The following is a 25,428-nucleotide window of genomic DNA, read 5'->3' as shown; positions in this document are numbered from 1 at the left end:
GCCTGATCGTCAAAAAAACATCATCAGTGCCCAATACTATAATTAAGGGCACAAACCGTGCCAGTACGACAAGGTTTCATTAGGTAACCGGGTTTCTCCGGTCAACTCAGGTCAAGATGCTGCTCTTGTTCTGCGCGCACCAACAAATCTGCCATGGTACGGACATCAACCAGAGCACACATTTGCTCAATGACTGTGCCAGCCAGCCAGGGCCGCTTGCTGCGGGCCGTGCGCCAGCGCACATCATCCGGGCTCAGAGTGAATGACTGGGCCACATTATCGCATGCAAGGCCCCACTCACTGTTATCCAGGCGAATAACAAAGCGATAATTATCACGGGCATTCGCCGGCACTCGCCCGGCCATAATCCACTCAGCCGTATCCACAACCCTCAAGTTCTGATGGGCTCCCATGCGAATACCCATGTACCAACGAGGGCTACCGGGAATAGGCCGAATACTCTCTTCAATCTGATATATAGCACCCAACAGCACCAAAGGTACCGCAAGCTGCAGCCCAGCCACCGTGAAAATCAGGCACTCGAACGGGCGCTCTGACCACTCGGGGCGCGCCGCAGGAACTTCATACCCTGGCGTAGGCGCTGGCGTGGTGGCCACCAATGGCATTGGTTCCCGCACCTGCACCGATTTCGGCGCTACCAAGGGTGCCGGAGCCTCAACAGGCACTGGTTTGGTGGCCACCACCTGCCTCTTTATTGGGGGCGCTTCAGGTTCAGGCTCTGCCTTTACGGCAAATTCTGGCGCAGCCAACGCTTCATGCTGCGCTGTTGTCGTTGCTGTGTGCAGCAACTCATCCAGATAACTGGCAATCGCGCTGGCTGGATCGGCCAATTTTGTCAATTTCTCGTCAGCCATGCTGACGTTCCTTCTGTGCGCCTGTTCTTGCCAGCAAATCATCCAGCAAGTGCCTGTAAGCCCGAACGCCATGTGTCTGGGCTTCCAGCTTTGACGGTACTATACCTGCCTGACTGGCGTCGCGGAACTTGGTATCTACCGGCACTGCAAACCTCCAAAGGTTGTCCTGATAGGTTTTACGCAGCAGATTAAGGCTTTGCATCGACGCCTGAGTGCGCCGGTCAAACAGGGTGGGCACGATGGTGTAAGGCAGCTGATTTTTTTGTGAGCGCATGATCATCTGCAGAGTGTGCAACATGCGCTCAAGGCCTTTGATGGCAAGGAACTCGGTTTGCACGGGAATAATCAGGTGTTGTGCCGCTGCCAATGCATTGACCATCAGCACACCCAGCGAGGGCGTGTTATCAAGAAGGACGAAATCATAATCATCCCACAGCTGGGTAAGCGCCCGGGAAACAATGAGCCCCATGCCTTCCGCGCCCACCATTCGGCGCTCCAGTGTCGCCAACGCTGTACTGGCAGGCAAAAGATCCAATCCGGGGCAACTGGTTTCTGTAATAAGCTGGGCCGGAAGCCCATCAGGCACCTTGCCCTGGTGCTGAAACAGATCAAAAAGGCTGTGCGCGATGGTATCCGGATCGTATCCGAACCAGCTGGTCAGTGAACCGTGAGGGTCAAGATCAACCACCAGAACACGCTTGCCACGCTCCGCCAGCAGGCCGCCTAACGCGACCACCGAGGTGGTTTTACCCACGCCACCCTTCTGATTGGCTATAGCCCAGATTCGCACGTTTATACTCCGAAACTACTGTGTTGCGACCCGCTAAAAACAGGAACGTATCCCGTTTATCGGCCGTTTCTTATGTAACTTAAGCAGGTGTAGTACCAGCAGGTTAAGTACCGGCAGTCGGTTGCCGCCTGACGAAATACGGGGTGAGTTATACAGAAACCGTGCCAGCAAGGACTCTCGCAGAAATCCCCTAGCGCATGACTCCCCGGATACTGGCATCACGGGAAATAAGCAGCACTACCCGCCGATTGCGACGGCGACCTTCCTCAGTGTCGTTACGGGCCAGGGGCTGATGCTCCCCATAACCAATCGCAGCCAGCCGTTCCGGCTCAATACCCTCCATGCTCAACATACGGACTACCGCCGCTGCCCGTGCTGTGGAAAGCTCCCAGTTGGAAGGGAAGCGCGACGTGCGAATGGGCTGGTTATCGGTAAAACCTTCAACCTTTACCGCGTTATCCCGGTTCCTGAGAACCCGCGCCACCTTATCCATCACATCAAACGCATCATAGTGAGGCTCCGCATCGCCACTGCCAAATAGCAGGCTATCCGGCAGGTTGAGTGAAAGCCAGCGGTCATTGACTTCAAGGGTAACCACCCCACGATCGATCAGTTCGTCAAACTCTATCGCCAACTGATCTGCCATGGTGCGCAAGGCTTCTGTGCGGGCCTGTGTATCCTGTTCTGAATTTCTGGGTGCCTCTGTTACCGCCGGGGGTATCACATCCTCTGAAGGTTGGGTTTCCGGTCGTGGAGTCTGGTCACCAATTTCAATAGGCTGAAAGGAGCGCTGCGGTGCGTTGAAGACGCCTGTAAGTGTCTCAGACAGTACCTTGTACTTACCCTCATTCACCGATGAGACCGAGTACATCACTACAAAAAAAGCAAACAACAGCGTTATGAAATCCGCATAGGAAATCAGCCAACGCTCTTTGTTGTGCAAATCATCCTGAGGTTGCCTGCGACGCCGCATATTAGGAACCGGTTTTGCTTACTGCAGGAAGCCCCGCAGCCGCAATTCAATGGATTTGGGGTTCTCACCCTCTGCAATGGCAATGAGACCATCGATCATCATATCTTCGTACCGTGAACGTTCCTTGACCAGCCCGCGCAGCTTATTGGCAACCGGGAAAAACAGCAGGTTGGCCAGTGCCACGCCATAGATGGTTGCTACAAAGGCAGTGGCAATTCCGCTGCCCAGGGACGCCGGGTCTTCGAGGTTGGTCATCACCTGTATCAACCCCATGACAGCGCCAATAATACCGATGGTCGGTGAATAACCACCCATGGCCTCAAACACTCGAGCAGATTCAAGATTTCGCTGCTCGCGGCAATCGAGATCTATCTCCATGATGCTGCGGATTGTTTCGGTTTCAGCACCATCTACCAACAACTGAAGGCCTTTGCGAGCAAAGGTTTCCGGCTCATTTTCCGCTAAACCTTCAAGCCCTAAAAGTCCTTGTTTTCTGGCCTTCACGCTCCAATCGATTACCTTGCCAATTCCGTCTTCAATGCTGATAAACGGGGGAACAAACACCCAGCGTGCTTGGGCAGCAGCCCGTTTCAGAACCGGCCAGGAGGTCTGGAGAATGGTCGCGGCCAAGGTGCCACCAATCACAATAATGGCAGCCGGGCCATTAAACAGTGAGCTCAGTGCTCCGCCTTCAAGCAGGTTGCCGCCAAGAATAGCAGCAAAAGCCAGAACGACACCGAGCAGGCTGAGTATATCCATCAGCAAACGCCCTCAAGCAATCTGGGCCCTATTTCCTCCAACGATAAAACCTCATCACTCAAGCCTGCTTTAGCAACCGCCATGGGCATACCATAAATGACAGACGATCTTTCATCCTGAGACCAGATGGGTGAGCCGCTTTGCTTCATCATTCGGCACCCCTCTTTCCCGTCAGACCCCATTCCCGTAAGGATAACGCCTAGCGTTTTCCCGGGGAATGCGCGGGCAAGGGACCCAAAGGTAACGTCCACACAGGGCCGGTAGTTCAGGCGCTCGTCGCCCGGCAGAATACGAACCCGGGGCTGACCACCCCGGTTTTCAATCATCATCTGTTTGCCGCCGGGGGCAAGCAGAGCCAATCCAGGGTGAAGGATATCGCCGTCTTCTGCCTGCCGGACTTCAATCTTGCACAGCTTGTTGAGGCGCTCAGCAAAGGCCGGCGTAAAGCTTGCAGGCATGTGCTGCACCAGAACAATCGGCGACGGGAAACCGGCCGGCAAAGCCGAAAGCACACGCTGCAGCGCCACTGGCCCGCCGGTTGAAGTACCAATACCCACAACAGCGAATTGTCGTGCCGGGCTCTTTCGCGCAGTGCGCTTGGGCGTGTCATCTTGCGTTGGCTGAACAGCCTGGCGTCTGGGCACCACAGAGCGCCCTGACGTTGCAGGCCTGGTAGGTGCGGCAGGTGCAGATTGTTGAGGTGCCCTGGGAGAAGGCGAAGCTGGCTGTGCCCTGCTGGCTGGTCGACTGCGCGCAACATCAAGTACGCGATCAATCAGAATTTTTTGCAGCTGGCTGCCATCCCGCGCGATTTCCTCGAAGTTTTTGGGCAAGAAATCAACCGCACCGGCTTCCAGGGCGTCCAGTGTAATTCTGGCGCCTTCGTAGGTGAGTGAAGAAAACATGAGCACCGGTATCGGGTGCTTTTGCATGATTTCCCGCACCGCCGAAATACCGTCCATAATCGGCATTTCGTAATCCATGGTAATAACATCCGGGCGCAGCGATCCCGCCAACTCAACACCTTCCCGGCCGTTGGCTGCCACGCCCACCACACGGATCTGGCCCGACGAGGTGAGTATCTCTGTTAGTCGCTTGCGAAAAAACCCTGAATCATCAACGACCAGGACAGAAACTGTCATCCGTTTCTCCTACCAAAATGCTTTGATCCATAAAGCTTTGCGCTGCCTGTAAACAACTCAGCTGTAGTGCTGCAGCAAGCTAGGAACATCGATAATCAGCGCAATACGGCCATCACCGGTAATTGTGGCTCCTGCCATACCCGGTGTGCCCTGTAACCCTCGCCCGAGAGGCTTGATAACCACCTCTTCCTGACCGACGAGCTGGTCAACAACAAAACCAACCTTGTTGGTGCCCATGGCAACGATTACCACGTGCCCGCTTTCAGGGCCCGTTACGCCAGCAGACCCTTTCACCAACCAGCGCTTTATATGGAAAAGCGGAAACACCTTGTCCCGTACAACAACACACTCACGACCATCTACAACATTGGTGCGAGTCAGATTCAAATGGAATATCTCCACCACATTCACCAGCGGCAGAGCAAAAGACTGATCACCAAGTTTGATCATCAGGGTTGGCATAATCGCCAAAGTCAGGGGCACTTTAATGATAATGCGAGAACCCTTGCCTAAAGCTGAAACAATGCTGAGCTGGCCATTGAGCTGATTTATTTTGGTTTTCACCACATCCATGCCCACGCCGCGCCCGGACACGTCAGAAATCTGCTCCTTGGTGGAAAACCCGGCGGCAAAAATCAGGTTAAAACACTCTGTATCCGTGAGGCGATCGGCAGCGTCCTGATCGTAAATCCCTTTTTCCACCGCTTTGCGGCGCAGTACTTCCGGGTCCATACCTGCACCATCATCATCGATAGACAGGAGGATATGGTCGCCTTCCTGTTCAGCAGAGAGGGTGACCGTGCCTTGCCGCGGCTTACCCGCCTTTTCACGAACATCCGGCGTTTCAATACCATGGTCAACAGAATTCCGTACCAGGTGAACGAGCGGGTCCGACAGGGCTTCAACAAGGTTTTTGTCGAGATCGGTCTCTTCGCCAATCATCACCAGATTCACTTCTTTTTTCATGCCCCGGGCCAGGTCACGAACAACCCGCGGGAAGCGACCGAAAACTTTTTTGATTGGCTGCATGCGAGTCTGCATCACTGCAGCCTGAAGATCTGTGGTCACCACATCAAGGCTGGATACAGCCTTGTGCATGTGCTCGTCTTCACTGTCGGAGCCCAGCCTCTGAAGTCGATTTCGCACCAGCACCAATTCGCCCACCATGTTCATGATGTCGTCGAGACGCTTGGTGTCGACACGCACAGTGGTTTCGGCCACTGGTGCTGAATCTCTGGGAGGGGCCGCTTTACCGGCAGGTGCTGGAGCAGCTGGCTTCGTCTCAGGCACCTGTTCAGGTAGCACTTTTGCTGGCTCAGCTTTCGGCTGTGATGTCTTTTCGGCGGGGCCGCCAGTGGTAGGGCTTCCGCCCTTGCCATGCAGCTCGTCGAGCAGTTTTTCAAATTCGTCGTCAGTGATCAGTTCGCCATCATTGCCCACGGCCGGGCTGGCAGCACTTGACGCTGCCTGAGCATCGTCAGCTGCGGCTGCTTTTGCGGCAAATTTACCCTTACCATGCAGCTCATCCAGCAGGGCTTCAAACTCATCATCTGTAATTTCGTCCCCTGAGCCGCTGCTTCCGGCGGGCTGATCAGGCGCGGAGCTATCGGCTGCACCAGACACCGGTGCATCGCCATGCAACGCATCCAGCAATTGCTCGAACTCTTCATCAGTAATATCGCCACCATCCTGATCGCTCTCAGGGGCGGCAGGAACGTCTGCTCGCTCGGTGCTCACCACTTCGCCAGTAACTTGAGGCAGTGCCAAGGCATCCAGAGCCGCAATCAATTCATCGGGCGCAGGGGTCAGCTCTTCCCTGTTACGCACCTGCTCGAACATGGCATTCACATGGTCCAAAGCTTCCAGCACAACATCCATCAGCTCGGAATCCACCGCGCGCTTATGATTGCGCAAAATATCGAACACGTTCTCAGCGGAGTGGCAACAGTTCACCAGAGCATCCAACTGCAGAAAGCCTGCACCGCCTTTTACGGTGTGGAATCCACGGAAAATGGCGTTGAGCAAATTGCTGTCGTCTGGATGTTGCTCAAGATCAACAAGCTGTTCCGACAGCTTCTCAAGGATCTCCCCAGCCTCCACCAGGAAGTCTTGCAGGATCTCATCATCGGCATCAAACGCCATGGGTTAACCTCTTCTGTTCAGAAACCGAGACTGGATAACAGATCGTCTACGTCAGTTTGTCCCGAGACTACATCTTCGCGCTCTTCTGCCTTCATCTGAGGTCCCACACCCTGTTCGGCGGAGACTTCTTCACTTTCAATCTGGTGCACTGTGCCGGTAAGTTGATCAACATGGCTGGCCATAACCACCAGGCTGAGCATCTGCTCCTCAACTTCCTTCACCAACGCGGTCACTCGCTGTATCACCTGGCCGGTCAGATCCTGGAAATCCTGCGCCAGCAAAATTTCAGAAAGACCGTTATAGAGGGTGTCCGCATCGTTGGTTACGCTCAGAAAAAAGGCGTCGATACGGCCATACAAATCACGGAATTCAGCGGGCTGCATTTCGCGGCGGCGCAATCGCTGCCACTCCTGGCTCAATGACGTAGCTTCTTCGCGCAGGGTTTGAGCAAGAGGCATGCTCTCTTCAACCAGATCCATAGTGCGATTGGCAGCCTGGCCAGTCATTTGAACAACGTAAGCCAGCCTGTCGGACGCATCGGTCATCAGGGACAGGACTTCTTTCTGCTCCGGGCTGCGCGGATCTATCTGGAAGTTGCGAATTGCCTCATGAAGCGTTCGCGTCAAACGGCCGACTTCACGATAAAGACTCTGGTCCCTGACCTCGCTTAACTCGTTGATCAGGTTCATAGCGCTGGCATAATCACCGCGCTCAACGCTTTGGGCGAGCTCTGCTGCCTGGTGCCGGAGCTTTTCGGTCACTTCTGGCTCAAGACCCCGATGGATCTTCTTGTTATCGCTCATACGACCCATCCAATTTCCAGTTACTGAATTCGTTCAAAAATCTTCTCGATTTTTTCTTTTAGAACGGCTGCAGTAAATGGTTTTACCACGTACCCATTTACGCCAGCCTGAGCCGCTGCAACAATCTGGTCACGTTTGGCTTCGGCGGTAACCATCAAAACAGGAAGGGTTTTCAGGTTTTCATCGGCCCGCACGGCCTTGAGCAGATCAAAGCCAGACATTCCCGGCATGTTCCAATCCGTCACAAGAAAGTCGTACTTGCCACTTTTCAGCATGGGCAAAGCCGTATTGCCGTCATCCGCTTCATCAGTATTGGTGAAGCCCAGATCACGGAGCAGGTTTTTGATGATCCGTCGCATTGTGGAGAAGTCATCCACAATGAGAATTTTCATGTTTTTGTCCAAAGGGACCTCCAGTTATTAAGACCCGGAATTCGTTTTGACCTTTGCGCTTAAAGTGTAGCAGGCCGCTGATTTAACCATGTATTGTCTGATCTTTATCGCGCTTGTAAAGCATCGGTTACCAAATACTACACTTCATCAGAACCCTGAAGTCTCCTGCCACGCCTAGCTGTGCTCCTCAAGGCGCCACTCGGACAGCCTTCCACGCAATCTCAACGCGGCCTGACTGTGAATCTGGCTAACTCTACTTTCACTGACACCCAACACAGCGCCAATCTCTTTGAGGTTGAGCTCTTCCGTGTAATACAGGCTCAGCACAAGCTTTTCCCGCTCGGGAAGCAGCTCAATCTCGGCCGCCAGGTTGCTGCGAAACGAATCAGATGTGAGATCATCCAGCGGATTATCCCGGGCCTCTGTTTCTTCTATCGGCAGCTCACCGGATTCATTGAGCTCATCAAGACTAAAAAGCCGTCCGCTATTGGTGTCGGCCAGAGTGGCGTGGTACTCCGAAAGCTCCATATCGAGCTCTTCGGCCACTTCAAAGTCTTGGGCTTCGCGACCCTCTCGATCTTCTACGGCCTTGATTGCACGGGCGACACGACGGGCGTTTCGGTGAACAGAGCGCGGCACCCAGTCGCCTTTGCGAATTTCATCCACCATGGATCCACGGATGCGAATTCCAGCATAGGTTTCAAAGGTTGCGCCTTTGGTCGAACTATAGCGCTGTGCGGCCTCCAACAACCCGATCATGCCCGCCTGCATGAGGTCGTCGAGCTGCACCGAGGCCGGTAGCCGAGCCAAAAGATGAAGTGCGATTTTCTTTACCAGGGGGGCGTGAGTTTCTATGAGGTCCGAGGGACTTTTCACACCAGCCTGATGATAAATTCCCAGGTTTTTCGCCAATGTCATGCATCCGGTTTTATTTTTTACGGGATCCGTTTCAGACTTCGACGAGCCGCTCCACAAAGAACTCCAAGTGTCCGCGGGGTGATGAAGGCAGTGGCCAGCTTTCTACCTTGTCAGCCAGTGCCTTGATCGCAAGCGACGCTTTCGCTCGGGGGTATGCATCCAGCACGGCTTTCTGGCGCTGAACGGCTTTCTTCACAGCTTCGTCGTAGGGCACCATACCTACATATTGTAGTGCCACATCGAGAAATCGTTCGGTTACCCGGGTTATTTTTTCAAATAAATGGCGGCCTTCCTGCTCACTACTCACCTGATTGGCAAGGATGCGGAAGCGATTAGTACCGTAATCACGGTTCATCAGCTTAATCAGAGCGTAGGCATCCGTTATGGATGTGGGCTCATCGCACACCACCAACAGCAGTTCTTGCGAGGCCCGCAAAAAACTTACAACAGACTCTGAAATCCCGGCCGCTGTATCCACAATAAGCACATCAATTTGATCGCCCAGCTCGCTGAATGCGTTAATCAGGCCCGCGTGTTCCATGGGACTGAGCTGAGTCATGCGCTGAGTTCCGGAAGATGCCGGTACAATCTTCACCCCGCCAGGGCCATTTACCAGAACGTCCCGGAGGTCACATTCTCCTGCCAAAACATCCTGCAAGGTACGATTGGCGGTTACCCCGAGCAGCACATCAAGATTTCCCAGGCCCAGATCGGCATCGAGCAACACAACGCGCCTGCCTTTTTGAGCCAGAGCGATGCCAAGATTAACTGAAATATTGCTCTTGCCGACCCCGCCCTTGCCGCCGGAAACCGCGATCACCTGTACCGGATGTGCTTTGCTCATACTGTTTATAATCTCTCGCCAGGATTAACCGGATATGGTTCATAGCCGGATACAACTCGGAACTTCAGAGCCTCACGCAATTTCCCGCGGGCGCTCTGTGCCAGGCAACGTCTCTGCCGCTGCCTGCTGCTGAAGCAATTTCAGGCGCTCAACGCCTAAACGAACAAGTGGAACTGCTTCAGCATGATGCAGATCCCCCGGGATTTTTTGTCCATCTGTGTAGTAGGCAACCGGCAACCCGGTTTCCATCACAAAGCCCAAAGATTCGCCCAGAGTCAGGGCCTCGTCAATCTTGGTCATCACACAGCCTGTAAGACCTGCCATCTTATAGCAATGCCAGACGGATTTCATAATGCGCGGCTGGCTAGTTGCAGAAACCACCAGGTGTGTCCGGACCTTATGATGACTACGGGCCAACTCTGCCAACTGCTCTTGATACCCTCTATCTGTGCTGGTTAGACCCGCTGTATCAATCAACACCAGGTGCCGATCTGACAGCTCATCAAGAATATCGTCAAGGGTGTTGCTTTCATCCACCACTCGCACCGGCACATTCAATATACGGCCAAATACGAAAAGCTGTTCATGGGCCGCAACCCGGTATCTATCTGTCGTAACCAGAGCGATTGAATCGGCACCGTGTTTCAGCACGTAACGCGCTGCAAGCTTACCTATGGTGGTTGTTTTTCCAGAACCTGTAGGGCCAACCAATGCGTATACACCGCCTTCGTCAAGCCATTCCTGATTGGGTGTGCGTACGCCCGCAACGAGCATTTTAAGTGACTGCTTCCATCCGTCTTCCAGCTTGCCGCCTTTGTGGCGACGGGAGAGCGAGCCTGCCAGGTCCGTACCAAGACCAAATTCCTGGAGTCGTTCTGCAAGCCGCTGCTGAACCGCATTGATACCGGGTTTCTGCGGCTCACCAGGCTGGCCACTCATTAGATCCCGCAACGAGCTGATTTCCGCACGCATGCGCGCAAGCTCATCGGAATAGTTTGTATTAGCGGGACTTTGGCTCAGCGGCTCTGAAAAATCGTCACTCGCACCCCCGTGCAGCTCTGCAAATGACGCTTCAGCATAGCCCTGACCTCGCGCGGCGCGACTTTCACGCACGTCGCGAATACGGGAACGGGAACGGCTCAGCTCATCCTCCAACCGGCGATGTCGCTCTGCCTGCATTTCTGCAAGGCGGGCGCCATTGGTCGCCTCACTGGCCTCGGCGCCCAAACTCTGGCGCGCCATATTCTCGTCGTAGTCCAGCGCAGTGACGATCTCGACGCCACCGTCTACACGGCGATTGGAAAGGATGACAGCATCAGGCCCCATTTGCTCGCTAACCTGCTTTAGCGCCTCGGCCATGCTTTTGGCAAAAAAACGTTTAACTTTCATGATATTGCATCCTCCACCGGCCACACTCTCTCTGAGCTGCCCGTTCTTTCATCCGCCAGCCTATTGGCCCACGGACGCCACGATCGTTATTTGTTTGTTATCCGGTATTTCCTGGTAGGAGAGCACATGCAGCCGCTCCACACCGTAACTGGCAAACTTTGCGAGCACTGGCCGCAAGGGCCCGGATACCAGCAGGATGGCGGGCTTACCCAGCATCTCCTGGCGCTGCACGCTGTCTTGTAATGAGCGTTGCAGCTTCTCCACCATATTCGGTTCCAGAACCAGGCCTATATCTTCCAACCCGCCAGATTGTTGACTCTGCTGAACAGACTTAAGCAATAACTGTTCCAAATCCGGATCCAAGGTAATTACCGGTATCTCCGAGTCGTTGCCACAGATGCTTTGGATAATCATCCTGCGCAGAGACTGACGCGCCACCGTGGTCAATAATTTTGGATCCTGGCTCTTTGGATGCACGTTCACCATGGATTCAGCAATGGAACGCATATCCCGGATGGGGACTTCTTCTTTGAGGAGGTTCTGCAGAACTTTCAGCAGGAGGCTGATAGACACAGTGGTCGGCACCAGCTCCTCTGCCAGCTTGGGCGAGGCCTTTTCGAGCTGATCCAGCCACTTCTGCACTTCTTCGTGCCCCAACAGTTCGTGGGCATGCTTTTGCAGAACCTGATTCAGATGGGTTGCAACAACCGTACTGGCATCCACCACTGTGTAACCAAGCGTCTGCGCCTGATCTTTCTTTTCAGGCTCAATCCAGCTCGCATCCAGACCAAAAGCAGGATCCTTTCCCTCTATACCTTCGATTTTTCCGAACACCTGACCCGGATCGATCGCCAGTTCGCGATCAGGGTGGATATCCGCCTCCGCGATGGTTACTCCCATCAACGTGATGCGGTAAACGTTCGGCATCAGATCCAGGTTGTCGCGAATATGCACGGAGGGCATCAGGAACCCCAAATCCTGAGACAGTTTTTTACGCACGCCTTTTATACGGCTAAGCAACTGACCGCCCTGGGTTCTATCGACCAACGGAATCAGGCGGTAACCCACCTCCAGCCCGACAATATCAACCGTAGCTACGTCGTCCCAACCCAGCTCACGGGTTTCGCCCGGCGCCGGTAACTGACGCCCTGGATCACCACCCACATCGCCAGTCAGCGGCAAGTCTCGCCCACCAAAGCCGGACACAGCACCCGCGCCCCCGCGACTGGGGAACATTCCCCCCTCTTCCACTGTTTGACTGTCTTTTTTCCAGATATACCAGGCGCTCGCAGCAGCAAGCCCCCCAAGCCCCAGGAAAGCCACGTGCGGCATGCCGGGAATCAAACCAAGCAAAATCAGAATGCCAGCTGCAATCGCCAAAGCTTTCGGCGCACTGAACATCTGTTGAAGAATCTGCCCGCCCATATCCTGGCTGGAGGTAACACGGGTAACCATAATGGCGGCCGAGGTAGAGAGCAGCAGTGATGGAATCTGGGCAACCAGGCCGTCACCAATGGTGAGCAAGGCGTAGCGTTCCATTGCAAGCCCGAAATCGAGGCCATGCTGAATCATGCCAATGGCAACACCGCCAATAATGTTGATTGCAAGAATCAGCAAACCGGCAACCGCATCACCTTTAACAAACTTCGAGGCACCGTCCATGGAGCCGTAGAAATCCGCCTCTTGGGCGATTTCTTCGCGACGGTGTTTTGCTTCGTCCTGATTAACCAGGCCTGCGTTCAGGTCGGCATCAATGGCCATCTGCTTGCCAGGCATGGCGTCCAAGGTGAACCGGGCGCTCACTTCCGAAACCCGACCAGCACCTTTGGTCACCACGAGGAAGTTAATGATCATCAAAATGGCGAACACCACGAGACCCACCGCGTAGTTACCACCGATCAGAACGGCACCGAAGGATTCAATAACCTTACCCGCCGCATCACCGCCCTCATGCCCCTCCAGCAATACAATTCGGGTAGATGCCACGTTCAGGGCAAGCCGCAACAGAGTCGCAACCAGCAGTACCGTTGGAAAAGACGCAAACTCCATGGGGCGCAAGGCATAAACGCACACCAGAAGAATGACTATGGAGAGCGTAATGTTGAAGGTGAAGAATACGTCCAGCAAAAACGCCGGCATGGGCAGTATCATCATGCCCAGCAATCCCATCAGCATAATGGGTACGCCGAGGTTACCCCGCGTCAGGGATTTGACGTTACTGAGGACTAAAGCTCTGTCCATGCCCTAAGCTACTCCGATTTACTGATTCTGAAGGCGTTTTCATGGTCGAGATTCTGACACATACGTATCTTTTACCCTGTTACCGCAAGATCCGTACCAGCCTGCACAGTATTTCATTCACAAGCTGACTTCCGGTGCCTGACTCACCCTGTAAGATGCGGTATCCTTGCGCCACTAAACTGCAACACAACCCTTTAACCCCAGACCCAGAAAACAGGTGAGCCCATGCCAGTCCACGAGGTAAGACACCCCCTGATCAGACACAAACTCGGCTTGATGCGCCGCGCAGAGATCAGCACCAAGAATTTTCGTGAATTGGCCCAGGAAGTCGGGGCTTTGCTGACGTATGAAGCGACCAAGGATTTCAGCCTGCAGGAAAAGACAATCGACGGCTGGGCTGGCCCGGTTAGCGTTGAACAAATTCAGGGCAAAAAAATCACTATCGTTCCCATTCTGCGAGCTGGGCTTGGCATGCTGGATGGTGTACTCAGCCTGATTCCGGTTGCCCGAGTGAGCGTGGTAGGCCAGATCCGTAATGAGGAAACTCTGGAAGCCAATACCTATCTGGAAAAGCTGGTGGGTGAATTGGATCAGCGCATGGCTTTGATCGTAGACCCCATGGTTGCGACGGGTGGTTCAATGATTTCTACCATCGACGTTCTCAAAAAAGCCGGAAGCACTGAAATTCGTGCCCTGGTACTGGTAGCGGCGCCCGAGGGTATCAAGAAGGTTCTGGACGCGCACCCGGATGTATCCATTTACACCGCGTCTGTAGACGATGGCCTGAACGAGAAAGGCTACATCCTGCCCGGGCTTGGCGATGCCGGCGACAAAATTTTCGGCACCAAGCAGAAGGACGTTTAATCATGGAAGACCACACTAAGGATCCTGTCTGGAAGCAGGCGATTGCCGGCTCGCAGATGCTCCTCGTAGCATTTGGCGCGCTGGTTCTGATGCCACTGATCACAGGCCTTGACCCGAACGTTGCCCTTTTCACTGCCGGTGTGGGCACTCTGATTTTCCATATCGTTACTGGCGGCCAGATTCCTATTTTCCTGGCCTCGTCTTTCGCTTTTATCGCGCCTGTTATCGCGTCCAAGGGCAAGTTTGGCCTTGAGGAAACCCTGGGGGGCCTGATGGCGGCAGGTGTTCTTTATATCATCCTGAGTGGCGCCATAAAGCTGCGCGGAACCGGCTTTGTAACCCGCCTATTGCCCCCAGTGGTGATCGGCCCGGTGATCATGGTGATCGGCCTTGGGCTAGCACCTGTTGCTGTGCACATGGCGGCAGGCCGCACCGGCGATGGTGCTGTGCAGTTGATACCAGAGGCTACAGCTCTTTGGATTGCAATGACGTCGCTGATTGTGACTATTGTTGCCTCGGTATGGGCTAAGGGCATTTTCCGCCTGATTCCCATTATGTTTGGCGTGATTGTTGGCTATGTATTATCTGCACTTGCAGGCATTGTTGATACTACGCCTATACAGCAAGCCCCTTGGTTTGCCGTTCCCAACTTTGTGGCACCAGCGTTTAGCTGGGGGGCGATTTTATTCATGATTCCGGTGGCCATTGCTCCGGCCATTGAGCACATCGGGGATGTTCTGGCGATCGGTAACGTGACCCGCAAAAACTATCTGGAAAAGCCCGGGCTGCACCGCACGCTGCTGGGCGATGGCCTGGCTACCAGTGCTGCCGCCATGCTGGGCGGGCCGCCGAATACTACATACTCCGAGGTAACCGGCGCTGTGATGCTGACCCGCAACTTCAACCCGAAGGTTATGTGGTGGGCCGCCTGCACTGCGATCGTGTTGGCCTTCGTAGGCAAGTTCGGTGCGGTTCTGCAGACTATTCCGGTACCGGTAATGGGGGGCATTCTGTGCTTGCTGTTCGGTTCTATTGCTGTGGTAGGCATGAGCACTCTGATCCGCCATCAAGTTGATCTATCCCAGGCGCGGAATCTGGTTATCGTAGGCGTAACTCTGGTGTTCGGCATTGGCGGGATGGTGTTGGGCCACCTGGAAGGTATCGCCCTGTGCGCGGTTGCGGCCATCATCCTGAACCTGATTCTTCCGGGCAGCCGCGAAGCATGGGGTAAGGCGATTTACGAACACAAAGAAGACTGACCTCAGCGTTAATTGTTGCCCCACTGGTGCCTTCGGGCACTGGTGGTGACTCTCTCCCCTGTACATACCTTCCTTTTTGGTAGCCTGCCTGCGTTGGTGCATGCTGCCATGCGGGGCTGCCTCCCAAAAACCGCTACGAGCCCATCCATGGGGGCTTGACGGTGGCCGTCCTTGGCCACCGACATTTTTGGGAGGCAGCCCCGCATGACAGCTATCGAACAATGCAGGTATCGCGACAGTTTAAAACGCTAGAGACGATTGTGGGTTTGCCGGAACAAATGGTGATTTTTTCGCACCATAGCAGCACGGATCAATCAGGGGAGCAGCGTTGCCTAAAGAATTGAGTAGTTCTTTTTAGCGATATCGTGAAGTTTGCCTGAGTGGTGGTGGGTGGCCTTTCCAGGACTGTCGGTGGCCATGGACGGCCACCGTCAAGCCCCCATGGATGGGCTCGTAGCGTGTCCTGGAAAGGCCACCCACCACCACTCCTCCACCAAGCTCAGCAGGCTGGGAACCCAAGTCAGCAGGATAAAACCAGAATCAAATATCCCGCCGCAAATCAGAAGGAATCGGCAAATCAGGCATCCCAGGCTTGGGCCCTCGCCCCTTGCGGAACTGCCGGAGCTGGAACACGTAAGCCAGAACCTGAGCTATGGCCATGTAGAGGCCATCGGGGATTTCGTCGCCTATGTCGCTGTTGTGGTACACGGCTCTGGTTAGCGGAGGCGTGCGGAGGATTTCGACTTTGTGCTCGCGGGCAATTTCCATAATTTTGAAGGCCGTCTGGTCATTGCCTTTTGCCACAACCATTGGAGCCCCCATGGAGTCCGGATCGTATTTCAGCGCTACCGCATAGTGAGTCGGGTTGGTGATGACCACGTCGGCCGTGGGCACGTCCTGCATCATGCGGCGTTGGGCCATTTCGCGCTGGAGCTGGCGGATTTTGCCTTTGACCTCAGGCTTGCCTTCACTGTCTTTGTACTCATCTTTTATTTCCTGCTTGGTCATTCGCAGTTTTTTCTGATGATCGAAAATCTGGAATGGCACGTCGATCATGGCGATGATGATGGTGGCGCAAGAGAGCAGGAAGAAACTCCAACCTAACGTCCAGAGCACGTGCTCCATGGCAGGCACTGCCGGCTCATTGGCGATAGAGAGTAGATCTTCGGTGCGAACGTTCAGAATCAGGAGCGCCAAGGCCATTACCAGGCCCACTTTGGCGATGGCTTTGACCAGCTCGATCAGAGAGCGTGCGGAGAACATCCGGCCCAGACCCTTGATGGGATCCATGCGGTTGAGTTTGGGTGCTATGGCCTTGCCGCTGAACAGCAATCCCCCAATGCCTATAGAGCCAGCGATAGCAGCGATGACCAGAAGAACGAGAATGGGTGAGAGCGCCCAGGCAGCTTCTTTGGCGGAGGCCATCAGCTGAATGCTCATGTGCCGGGTGTCGAATATGGCTGAGCGTTCCAGAGTAAAGGCATCACGCATGATGGCTTCCATTGAGGCACCCAGTTGCGCCCCGAACATCAGCAGACCGCCAGCCCCAGCAATCAGCACCGCCATGGTGGCCAGCTCTTTTGATCGGGCAGTTTGGCCATCCTCCCTGGCTTTTTCGAGCCTTCGGGGGGTGGCCTCTTCGGTTTTCTCCTGACTGTTGTCGTTTTCTTCAGCCATGCTAAAACTCTTGGCGTATCAGTTAGGGTTGCCCCTGAAGGCCCCGCATGAACTCAAAGGTTTGCTCAGTGTAGTTCTGGAAATGCGGCAGAAAGTTGGCGTGCAGCACCCATATAGCAAACAATCCAAAAATCAGGCCAATTGGGAAGCCCAACGCAAAGATGTTCATTTGAGGGGCGGCCCGGGTCATTACGCCGAAGGATATGCTGACAATAAGCACCGCAGTCACTGCCGGTAGTGCGAGCAGCATGGCAGACGTAAACATCCAGCTTATGCGGTGCGCCAGCTCCCATACACCTACCTGGCCCAAGCCTTCCATGCCGATGGGCATGGTTCGGAAGCTTTCAATAAACACCTCAAACGCCACCAGATGACCGTTCATGGCAAGGAACAGTAAGGTAACGGTTATGGTGTAGATTTGCGCCAGTACAGGCACGTTAACGCCGTTGGCGGGGTCGACCATGGAGGCGAAACCGAGGCCCATTTGCATGGCGATCATCTGGCCGGCAACAACGAACAGCTGCCAGAGCGCCGTCAACGCGAATCCCATGCCTACGCCGATCAGTATTTGCTGCAGAGTGATAACGACCGCGTCTGCACTCAGAGCGTCGACTTTTGGCACTTCTGGAATCATCGGTACAATCAAAATAGTCATTAACAGCGCAAGCCCCAAGCGCACTCTGGCCGGAACCAACTGGGTACCGAAAATGGGGATGACCATCAGAAAGCTGGCCAAGCGGAACAGTGGCCAAAGGTGCTGCCCAACCCACTGGCCGAGCACGTCTGCATTGAGTTCCATGGGGGTCATGGATTAACCGATCAGGTAGGGGATGCTGGAGATCAGCCGGTGTGCATGATCCAGAAGCTTGGCCAGCAACCAAGGGCCCAATACAATGATCACAATAAGTGTTACCAGCAGGCGTGGCAGAAAGCTCAGGGTTTGTTCGTTGATCTGGGTGGCCGCCTGGAAGGTACTCACCACCAGACCAATAACCAGTCCCGGCCCGATAATGACAGACGCAAAAAGCACAATCATCCACAGGGCTTCACGGATGATGTCGATAACGGTTTCCGGAGTCATGCTGCTCTCCTGTTTCCCATAGCCTGTCTATATCCCGTAACTGGCTGCGAGGGTGCCCATGATCAGGGCCCAGCCGTCCACAAGAACAAACAACATAATCTTGAACGGCAGCGAGATAATGATGGGTGACAACATCATCATACCCATGGCCATCAAAACACTGGCGACGACCATGTCGAGAATCAGAAACGGAATAAACAGTATAAACCCTATCTGAAAGGCTGTTTTCAGCTCACTGGTCACAAACGCCGGCATCAGTATCCAGAACGAGACATCCTGAGCCGTATCATACTTCACGTCTGCAATGCGCATGAACAACGCAAGGTCGTCTTCTCGGGTTTGCCCCAGCATGAATTCTTTAAACGGCTTACTGGCCAGTTCCACGGCTTCCAGAGAAGTCACCTCCTCCTGAAGGTAGGGCTGCAACCCTGCGCGATTAGCCTCTTCCAGCACTGGTTTCATGATAAAAATACTGAGAAACAGTGCAAGGCCAAGCAGTATCTGATTTGAAGGCGTCGCCTGCAGGCCCAGAGCCTGTCGTAAAATTGCAAAGACTACGATGATGCGAGTGAAGGATGTCATCATCATCAGCATGGCAGGCAGGAACGTCAGCGCCGTCATCAACGCTAGGATTTGCAGGGTTACCGTGTACTCCTGAACACCCTCACCCTCACCGGGCTGAACGGTGAATGCGGGAATACCAGGCAAATCTGCGAACGCCAAAGGCGTCCACAGCAGGCCTGCGAGCACAACGAAGAGCGGAAAGTGTCGTTTGAGCTTGGCCACCATCATAGGGCTAATCATTCCTTGCTCGGAGCTGTCCAGGATTTACCAATCATGCCCTGCAGGCGTTTGGCGAAGTCTCCGGGATTTGCTTTACCTGCATCCACAACCGGTTCTTCAAACACCTGCAGTGTTCGTATAGCGGATGGGGTGATCCCCAGTAAGATCTGCTGGCCGCCCACTTCAATCAACGCAATGCGCTCACGGGCGCCAATGGCCATTACAGAGACAACTTTGATGGCATTGTTATTCATGCCCGTCATGCCATTCATTCTGCGAATGATCCAGGCACAACCATAGATAACGGCGATAACAGCCAGCAAGCCGACGCCCAGGCTAAGCAAGGTGCCCAAGGTATCCGGAGCGTTGCCCGTCATTTTTGCAGGGGCACTCTTTACGGCCTCAGCGGATTCTTCTGCAATGGCAGGTACTGCCAGCAGGAGCAGCGACACTACCGCCGTCTGAATCCTCATATTATTTCTGCAGCCGCTTGATGCGTTCGCCCGGGCTGATCACGTCGGTCAGGCGGATGCCGAACTTTTCGTTGACCATAACGACCTCACCGTGGGCGATAAGGGTTCCGTTTACCAACACATCCAGCGGCTCGCCTGCAAGCCGATCCAGTTCGATCACCGAGCCCTGGTTCAGTTGCAGCAGGTTGCGAATGGGTATTTGGGTGTTCCCGACCTCCATAGAGATACTGACGGGTATATCCAGAATCACATCCAGATCTGGCGGCGTAGCGCTGCCTGTGGTCGCGATGCCACTTTCGTCAAACTCCTCCATGGGAGCGGTGCGGACGCTGCTATCGGCACCCTTACCAGCCCCTGTCTCCCCAGCCTCTTCCATAGCTTGAGCCCACTCATCATCCGTGGACTCTTCGGAGCCTTCATCACCGGACTCTTCCATAGCCGCTTCCCATTCGGCAGCCAGCTTTTCGTCCTCGCTCAGCTCCTGACCTTCTTTATTGTCGTCAGCCATTGCGTCCTACCTTCGATTGTTTTTTTACCTTTGGGCGTTCCGCCCGCTCATGAATTCTCAACGCCAGCTTTCCGTCCCGGGTTCCCATGGTTGCCTTGTAAATGGGAATACCATTGGCGGTGACAGTCAGATGCTCAGGCACCTCTACCGGTATAATATCGCCGGCCTTCAGCTTGGCGACCTCCCTCAGGGAAATCCGGCGCCTGCAGACAGTGGTATTGATCGGGACCTCCACCTCTTTGATGTCTTCCTGCATGGCGCTGACCCAGCGCTCGTCCACGTCATCAACGTCGCTTTGAACACCAGAATCGAGCACGTCACGGATAGGCTCAATCATTGAATAGGGTAAAGCAAAGTGTAGCTCACCTCCGCCGCCATCAAGCTCTATATGAAAGGTGCTGACCACCACCACCTCGCTAGGGCTGACAATGTTGGCCATGGCCGGGTTTACCTCGGAACTGAGGTATTCGAAATCGACTTTGATGACCGCTTGCCAGGCTTCCTGCATGTCCTGAAAAACCTGATTCAGGACCATCTGAACAATGCGGTTTTCTGTTGGCGTGAACTCGCGGCCTTCGATCTTTGCATGCCGCCCCTCACCGCCGAAAAAGTTATCAACCAGTTTGAATACAAGCTTTGCATCCAGAACAAACAGGGAGGTTCCCCGCAGCGGGCGTACCTTGCAAAGATTCAAACTGGTGGGCACATACAGAGTGTGTATGTACTCGCCAAATTTCATGATCTGAACGCCGCCAGTGGAGACATCCGCATTGCGGCGCAGCAAGTTAAACAGGCTGATACGGGTGTAGCGGGCAAAGCGCTCGTTTATCATTTCCAGCGTCGGCATCCGACCCCGGACAATACGATCCTGACTGGAAAGGTCGTAGGACTTTACACCGGTTTCGTCGCTTTCTTCATAGGTATCAATGTCACCTTCATCTACGCCGTGAAGGAGCGCATCAATTTCATCCTGTGACAGTAAATCCTGCATACCTTGTCCTGCCGCTGAAAAGCTTTGCCCAAAAAAGGGCTCTGTTGCGCTGACTATTGAACTACAAAGTTCCTGAACAACACCTTGGTGATGGCGGGCTCGCCTTCCTGCTCCAAAACCTGATTCACTGTACCCAGCATACTGGCCGCGAGATTTTTACGACCGTCTGGCGTTTGCAGTTCAGCAAAGCTGCTATTCCCGAGCACCATCACCAACTGGCTACGAATCAAAGGCATGTGCAGCTCGGCCGCAGCCAGAGCCTGAGGGCCCAGCGCTTCCAGCGAGATATACACCTGCACATAACGCTGGCGTCCCTCTCCCTGAACCGTTGTCACCAAAGCTTTGTCGATATCCAGATAAGCACTGGGTATAAAGGGCTCTTCGGTTACTGCACTGTCCTCGCTGGCGCCGTCGCCCCCCATTCCGGGTAGGGTGCCACCTAGAAACCACAGGGTTCCTGCGACGGATAACGCTATTGCCAATATCACTACGATCACCAGCAAAATGATCAGTTTCAGTTTACCTTTTTTGGCCGGTGTTGCTTCAGCTGCGCTGTTTTCTGCCATAGTGTTTTTCGCCAAAAATCCGTCGATGAACGCTCATGCCCATGACGTTTGTATATTTGTTTGCAAGGAGTGGGCCAGAACGCCCTACCCTCCGTTCAGTCCCGCAGTTTAGCCTTGCAAGAGGTGTTGGGCAAAGACGTTTGGCGAACAGAACTCAGTATTTAGTGCTGATGCTCAGGCAAATACATCGATAGCGCCGTTCCAGCTCAGGTCAAGATTGCCGGCTTGCCCTCCTTCGTCACCGCCTTCCAGTGCTGAGAGTGTTGCGCCGGTCCCGGACGATGAGCCATCCCCTTCGCCAGCATTCTGCTCTCCAGACGAATTCCGCGAGTTATCCGACACGTCAAACTGAGCCAGAGAAAGCCCTTGCTCACCGAGCATGTCACGGAGCCGGTGAGAATGAAGTTCCAGCTGCTCCCGAACCACAGGGTTGGCTGCATGAACGGTAATGTTGGCCTGGTCATTCTGAACCCGTACCCGAACCTCCATTGGGCCCATGTCAGGAGGCGTCAGATGAATTTCGGCCACCGACAGATTTTTCGCAGTGAGCCAACTGAGTTTTCCCATCAGTTTGTCGCCCCATTCTGCATGATTTACCGGCACATCAACCGATGTTGCGTAGCTCCTCAGAGGTACCTGTGCGTCTGCCGCCAGTTTGCCGGCAGCATTGTTGGCATTTTGTTGGGATACCAGCTCAACCGCCGATTCGAAACGGGTTCCGGTCAGAAGCGTAGAAGGATCAACAGAACCGGCCGATTTACCGGCCAAGGGCATCAATGCATCGGTTAACTGCGGGGAGGTTTGTTCCGATTTAACTCCGGCAAGCCCGGCAACCAACCCGGCACCTGGCGCTGTTACCGCTGGATTGTTAGCAGCTAATCCGCCTGCCGCAGATACCTGCCCTGTTGCCGGCACCAACAGTGCCTGTAATTCTGCAAATGTAAGAGGAATGGCGAGAGATTCCATCTCGGGCGCAAGTTCTGCGCTCGCTCCGTCAGCACCTGTACCAACCACAGTTGCTTCATCTGATGTGGCGGCTTTGCCATTCTTGCCCGGTTCACCGGGCTTCCCCGAAGGCTGAGCCTGGTTCGCATTCGGCTCGCTGTTGGCGTTTCGAGCACTTTTTGCTTCGGCCTGTTTGTTATCGTCGCGACGCTGGGCCTGTTGGCGATCCAGCCGTTTCTGCTCCGTACGGGAAACAGAATCATACCGGCTTTCACCGGCCACATTATCTCGACCTGATCCAGTTTTGGAGGCACCGGCATCATTCTGCATCCCTGGTGCGGGAGTCTGGGGAAGAACCATCTGAGTCATGGCAACCTCTTGCCGCTTTTGAACCCTGGATGCCTGATTCAGTCCGCTTCGCAGCGGATTATCAGGCTCATACCCAGATAACTGCAAAAGCGGTGCCAGCCTATAGGCCTGGGTGCTATTGCCGGCTCAGCAGGCTATCCCGCGCGCCCAGCCATGAGCGTGTGCAGGGCATCCGTCACCCGCTGAAATTCCACTTCAATGGCCGCAAGAACAGGCTGTGCATCACTCAGGCGCTCGTCCTGCCCCGCTTTCTCCACTTCTCGGCTGAGGGCTCCAAGACGCGGTGCTCCAATATTGATGCAACTGCCCTTAAAGCTGTGAGCGGTATGGGCCAGCGCGCCTGCATCGCCATCACTTATGGCTTTCTTCAGGCTTTCAATTCTATCTCTCGAATCGCTGAGGTAGGTGTTAATAAGTGTTTCGAACTCATCTTCCATTACATCCTGAAGCTCCGCCAGAGCTTCTTCATCAAGGTGTGGTTTATCAACCATGACCAACTCCCTTGTTCCTGTTAAAGGTTATTATTAAAAGAACCATTCATAGACAACTTCCACCCGGTTCCCTTTCTTATAAAACTGGACCGATTTCGCCAATCGCTTTATTAATGCCAAGCCCCTGCCGCCGTAGCGGGGACCGCTCTGCGCCATCTCTGCGGCTTGCAGAACAGGATGGTTGTGGAAGTCGAAGCCTTCACCGCTGTCTTCGCAGACAACACGCAAACGCCCACCCCAAGCCATCAAATCGTGATGAAAGCTGAACCGTATATAGTGACCTTTCACCCTGTTCAGGCGTTTGGCCCGCTCGGAATAGTATCGGTCAAAGCCCTCAGGGGTGTACTTCCATTCCGATGGAAGCTGAAGCACACCGTGCTCTAGCGCATTATTGTACAACTCTGAAAGCAGTGTATAGATTTCTCCGCTCTTTCTCCGCAACCCAGGCACCTCCATACAAATGTGCAGGAGCAGTGGCAGAGGGTTAAACTCCCCCAACGTGCTGCCCTGGAGTTCATACACACTACGCCACTGGGTTGGCCCCGCCAGGGTCGAAAGCTCAACGGCATCAGGCAAAACCACCTGACCTGCCTCTTCAACCATTTCCAGACAGCAGAGCGTGAGATCGTCGCCAAACTTTTGCTGCCCGGTAAACCGCTGTATTTCCCCCATCAGTGCATCAAAGGGATGCCTGTCCAAGCCAGCGTTTTCTATAGCCCGACGAACGCCCTGCTCTCCAAAGACCTGCCCCTCACCGTCAGTGCATTCCAACACGCCATCAGTCATCAAGAGTAACCGGTCACCTGGGCGCGACCTGACGGTTTCCATGTCTGCATTAAACTGATCAGGGCTCAATATCCCCAAGGGCAAATGACGCGAAGGCAGGCTGAAACGCTCTGTTGGCGATCGCATCAGCCACATATCAGGCAGACCACCATTCCAGATGTTTAACTGATTCAGAGTAAAGTCTACTTCCACCATAACACCGCAGCAGAACATATCTTTCGGGAGTATGCGGACCAGCTTCTGGTTAATCTCCCTGAGGATATCGGCGCCACTAAAACCCTTACCCGCCATACCATAAAAGGACTCGGCCACAGGCATAGCACCAATAGCGGCTGGCAATCCATGGCCAGTAAAATCTCCCGCGAATACAAGCATCCCACCGGCAGGCCGTGGCGAGGCGAACAGTACATCGCCACTGAATACCGATAAGGGAGATGCATGGTAGCGAATATTAGGCGCATTCAAGCAACCGGTATGAGCGACGTTATCAAAAACCCCACGAGCTATGTGCTGTTCTTTTAACAACTGGCGGTTTCGCTCATGCATCAAATCGCGCTGATTAGACAGCGCCCGGTGCATCAGGCGCATCCGATTGAACGCATTGACCTTGGCTTCAATCATTATCCGGTTATAGGGCTTGCTGAGAAAGCCGTCCCCCCCGGCTTCAAGGCACCCTGCCAAGTCCTCGGGTTCAGTCAGTGAGGTAATAAAAATCAGCGGCACAAGACGCTCGCCCGCAAGTGTCTTGATATGTCGCGCGGCTTCCATACCATCCATGGAGGGCATGAGTGCATCCAGCAAGACAATATCCGGCGCCTCTGACTGAAAGAGCGCCACCGCCTCACGCCCATTAGCTGCATCGACTACCCTGTGGCCCAGGCGCTTCAGTATGGCTTTCAGTATCAGGCGGTCACTGTCGCTGTCGTCTGCAATAAGAATATTTAGGGGGGTGGTCTCTGCTGCAGATTCGTCCATGGCAGGTTTCCGTGATCTGCGCGATCACCGAATGGTGAATAGTTGCTCAAAGTTGGAAATGGTCAGTATCTTGCGGACATCGTTGTTGCAGTTCTCAATGACAATATCGGCACTGTCTCCCCCGGCATGATCCCGGAGCAGGAGCAGCATACCCAGCGCAGAACTATCGAGATAGGTCGCGTCTGACAAATCCACAACGTAACCGCTAACATCTCGCCCACCATGTTCATAGGCATCCCGAAAGGCCTGATGGGTGCTGAAATCAAAGCGACCTTCTATCTTGATGGTCAGGGACCGTCCATCGCGACTGCGGTGAGTCTCAATCGGCATCCGCATAAACCTCCGGTGGCATTCGTTAAAACATCTGGCAGCCTTGGTTCAGGCAAACCTTG

26 protein-coding genes are annotated in these 25,428 nt (G+C 54.3%); 2 read left to right on the top strand and 24 right to left on the bottom strand.

Annotated elements, in window-relative coordinates; translation table 11 throughout:
• Window positions 1-101 precede the first annotated feature (101 nt).
• The 12 genes from AADB16_RS08715 to flhA form a co-directional block, all read right to left on the bottom strand.
• Complete coding sequence (locus AADB16_RS08715) at window positions 102-875, bottom strand: chemotaxis protein CheW (protein WP_410802700.1); 774 nt, start codon at window positions 873-875, stop codon at window positions 102-104.
• Window positions 868-1,665 (bottom strand): ParA family protein, encoded by a 798-nt coding sequence (locus AADB16_RS08710; protein ID WP_309043064.1) that lies wholly within the window; start codon window positions 1,663-1,665, stop codon window positions 868-870. Before AADB16_RS08710 ends, AADB16_RS08715 begins: the two co-directional genes overlap by 8 nt.
• A gap of 190 nt (window positions 1,666-1,855) precedes the next feature.
• Window positions 1,856-2,638, bottom strand: coding sequence for a flagellar motor protein MotD (motD, locus tag AADB16_RS08705; protein ID WP_309043063.1), 783 nt, complete (start codon window positions 2,636-2,638; stop codon window positions 1,856-1,858).
• An 18-nt stretch (window positions 2,639-2,656) separates the two neighbouring features.
• Window positions 2,657-3,397, bottom strand: coding sequence for a flagellar motor protein (locus AADB16_RS08700; protein ID WP_200369206.1), 741 nt, complete (start codon window positions 3,395-3,397; stop codon window positions 2,657-2,659).
• Window positions 3,397-4,539 carry a protein-glutamate methylesterase/protein-glutamine glutaminase gene (locus tag AADB16_RS08695; protein ID WP_410802698.1) on the bottom strand — a complete coding sequence of 381 codons (1,143 nt, stop codon included), beginning with the start codon at window positions 4,537-4,539 and terminating at the stop codon, window positions 3,397-3,399. The genes AADB16_RS08700 and AADB16_RS08695 overlap by 1 nt, the downstream gene beginning before the upstream one ends.
• A 57-nt stretch (window positions 4,540-4,596) precedes the next feature.
• Window positions 4,597-6,681, bottom strand: coding sequence for a chemotaxis protein CheA (locus AADB16_RS08690; RefSeq protein WP_410802696.1), 2,085 nt, complete (start codon window positions 6,679-6,681; stop codon window positions 4,597-4,599).
• A 17-nt stretch (window positions 6,682-6,698) separates the two neighbouring features.
• Complete coding sequence (locus AADB16_RS08685) at window positions 6,699-7,484, bottom strand: protein phosphatase CheZ (RefSeq protein WP_298448012.1); 786 nt, start codon at window positions 7,482-7,484, stop codon at window positions 6,699-6,701.
• 20 nt (window positions 7,485-7,504) lie between these two features.
• A complete protein-coding gene (gene cheY / locus AADB16_RS08680) occupies window positions 7,505-7,888 on the bottom strand; it encodes a chemotaxis response regulator CheY (RefSeq protein WP_008173086.1) in 384 nt (127 codons plus the stop codon).
• A gap of 162 nt (window positions 7,889-8,050) precedes the next feature.
• Entirely contained in the window at window positions 8,051-8,794 is a 744-nt protein-coding gene (locus tag AADB16_RS08675; protein ID WP_410802694.1) for an RNA polymerase sigma factor FliA, read from the bottom strand.
• Window positions 8,795-8,825: 31 nt separating this feature from the next.
• Window positions 8,826-9,638: a MinD/ParA family protein gene (locus AADB16_RS08670; protein WP_309043059.1), complete on the bottom strand. Its 813-nt coding sequence runs from the start codon at window positions 9,636-9,638 to the stop codon at window positions 8,826-8,828.
• A gap of 72 nt (window positions 9,639-9,710) precedes the next feature.
• Complete coding sequence (gene flhF, locus AADB16_RS08665) at window positions 9,711-11,027, bottom strand: flagellar biosynthesis protein FlhF (RefSeq protein ID WP_410802692.1); 1,317 nt, start codon at window positions 11,025-11,027, stop codon at window positions 9,711-9,713.
• Window positions 11,028-11,087: 60 nt separating this feature from the next.
• Window positions 11,088-13,268, bottom strand: coding sequence for a flagellar biosynthesis protein FlhA (gene flhA, locus AADB16_RS08660; RefSeq protein WP_410802690.1), 2,181 nt, complete (start codon window positions 13,266-13,268; stop codon window positions 11,088-11,090).
• Window positions 13,269-13,493: 225 nt separating this feature from the next.
• On the opposite strand from flhA, the gene upp reads away from it, so the two are divergent.
• Both upp and AADB16_RS08650 read left to right on the top strand, forming a co-directional pair.
• On the top strand, window positions 13,494-14,132 hold the full coding sequence (upp, locus tag AADB16_RS08655) for a uracil phosphoribosyltransferase (RefSeq protein ID WP_298448022.1): 639 nt from the start codon (window positions 13,494-13,496) through the stop codon (window positions 14,130-14,132).
• Between the two features lie 2 nt (window positions 14,133-14,134).
• The gene (locus AADB16_RS08650; protein WP_410802688.1) at window positions 14,135-15,391 is read left to right on the top strand and encodes a uracil-xanthine permease family protein; all 1,257 of its coding nucleotides are present in this window, start codon (window positions 14,135-14,137) and stop codon (window positions 15,389-15,391) included.
• Between the two features lie 540 nt (window positions 15,392-15,931).
• Here AADB16_RS08650 and flhB read toward each other — a convergent pair.
• The 12 genes from flhB to AADB16_RS08590 form a co-directional block, all read right to left on the bottom strand.
• On the bottom strand, window positions 15,932-17,068 hold the full coding sequence (flhB, locus tag AADB16_RS08645; RefSeq protein WP_309043055.1) for a flagellar biosynthesis protein FlhB: 1,137 nt from the start codon (window positions 17,066-17,068) through the stop codon (window positions 15,932-15,934).
• A gap of 22 nt (window positions 17,069-17,090) precedes the next feature.
• Window positions 17,091-17,876 (bottom strand): flagellar biosynthetic protein FliR, encoded by a 786-nt coding sequence (gene fliR / locus AADB16_RS08640; protein WP_410802686.1) that lies wholly within the window; start codon window positions 17,874-17,876, stop codon window positions 17,091-17,093.
• A gap of 3 nt (window positions 17,877-17,879) precedes the next feature.
• Window positions 17,880-18,149: a flagellar biosynthesis protein FliQ gene (gene fliQ, locus AADB16_RS08635; protein WP_410802684.1), complete on the bottom strand. Its 270-nt coding sequence runs from the start codon at window positions 18,147-18,149 to the stop codon at window positions 17,880-17,882.
• 27 nt (window positions 18,150-18,176) lie between these two features.
• Window positions 18,177-18,941 (bottom strand): flagellar type III secretion system pore protein FliP, encoded by a 765-nt coding sequence (fliP, locus tag AADB16_RS08630; protein WP_309043471.1) that lies wholly within the window; start codon window positions 18,939-18,941, stop codon window positions 18,177-18,179.
• 8 nt (window positions 18,942-18,949) lie between these two features.
• On the bottom strand, window positions 18,950-19,405 hold the full coding sequence (fliO, locus tag AADB16_RS08625; RefSeq protein ID WP_309043053.1) for a flagellar biosynthetic protein FliO: 456 nt from the start codon (window positions 19,403-19,405) through the stop codon (window positions 18,950-18,952).
• 1 nt (window position 19,406) lies between these two features.
• A complete protein-coding gene (fliN, locus tag AADB16_RS08620) occupies window positions 19,407-19,913 on the bottom strand; it encodes a flagellar motor switch protein FliN (RefSeq protein WP_410802682.1) in 507 nt (168 codons plus the stop codon).
• Complete coding sequence (gene fliM, locus AADB16_RS08615) at window positions 19,906-20,904, bottom strand: flagellar motor switch protein FliM (RefSeq protein ID WP_298448035.1); 999 nt, start codon at window positions 20,902-20,904, stop codon at window positions 19,906-19,908. The genes fliN and fliM overlap by 8 nt, the downstream gene beginning before the upstream one ends.
• Window positions 20,905-20,957: 53 nt before the next feature.
• Window positions 20,958-21,470 carry a flagellar basal body-associated protein FliL gene (gene fliL, locus AADB16_RS08610; RefSeq protein ID WP_410802680.1) on the bottom strand — a complete coding sequence of 171 codons (513 nt, stop codon included), beginning with the start codon at window positions 21,468-21,470 and terminating at the stop codon, window positions 20,958-20,960.
• Window positions 21,471-21,644: 174 nt separating this feature from the next.
• A complete protein-coding gene (locus tag AADB16_RS08605) occupies window positions 21,645-22,784 on the bottom strand; it encodes a flagellar hook-length control protein FliK (RefSeq protein WP_410802678.1) in 1,140 nt (379 codons plus the stop codon).
• A gap of 134 nt (window positions 22,785-22,918) precedes the next feature.
• Complete coding sequence (locus AADB16_RS08600) at window positions 22,919-23,275, bottom strand: Hpt domain-containing protein (RefSeq protein ID WP_410802676.1); 357 nt, start codon at window positions 23,273-23,275, stop codon at window positions 22,919-22,921.
• A gap of 33 nt (window positions 23,276-23,308) precedes the next feature.
• Entirely contained in the window at window positions 23,309-25,036 is a 1,728-nt protein-coding gene (locus AADB16_RS08595) for a SpoIIE family protein phosphatase (protein WP_410802674.1), read from the bottom strand.
• A gap of 24 nt (window positions 25,037-25,060) precedes the next feature.
• On the bottom strand, window positions 25,061-25,366 hold the full coding sequence (locus AADB16_RS08590; RefSeq protein WP_309043045.1) for an STAS domain-containing protein: 306 nt from the start codon (window positions 25,364-25,366) through the stop codon (window positions 25,061-25,063).
• Window positions 25,367-25,428: the final 62 nt, after the last annotated feature.

It is taken from the genome of Marinobacter sp. KMM 10035 (assembly GCF_046537445.1).
GTDB classification, from domain to species: domain Bacteria; phylum Pseudomonadota; class Gammaproteobacteria; order Pseudomonadales; family Oleiphilaceae; genus Marinobacter; species Marinobacter sediminicola.
Note: the sequence above shows the minus strand (reverse complement) of the source record. Positions and strands in the feature narration are given on the sequence as shown.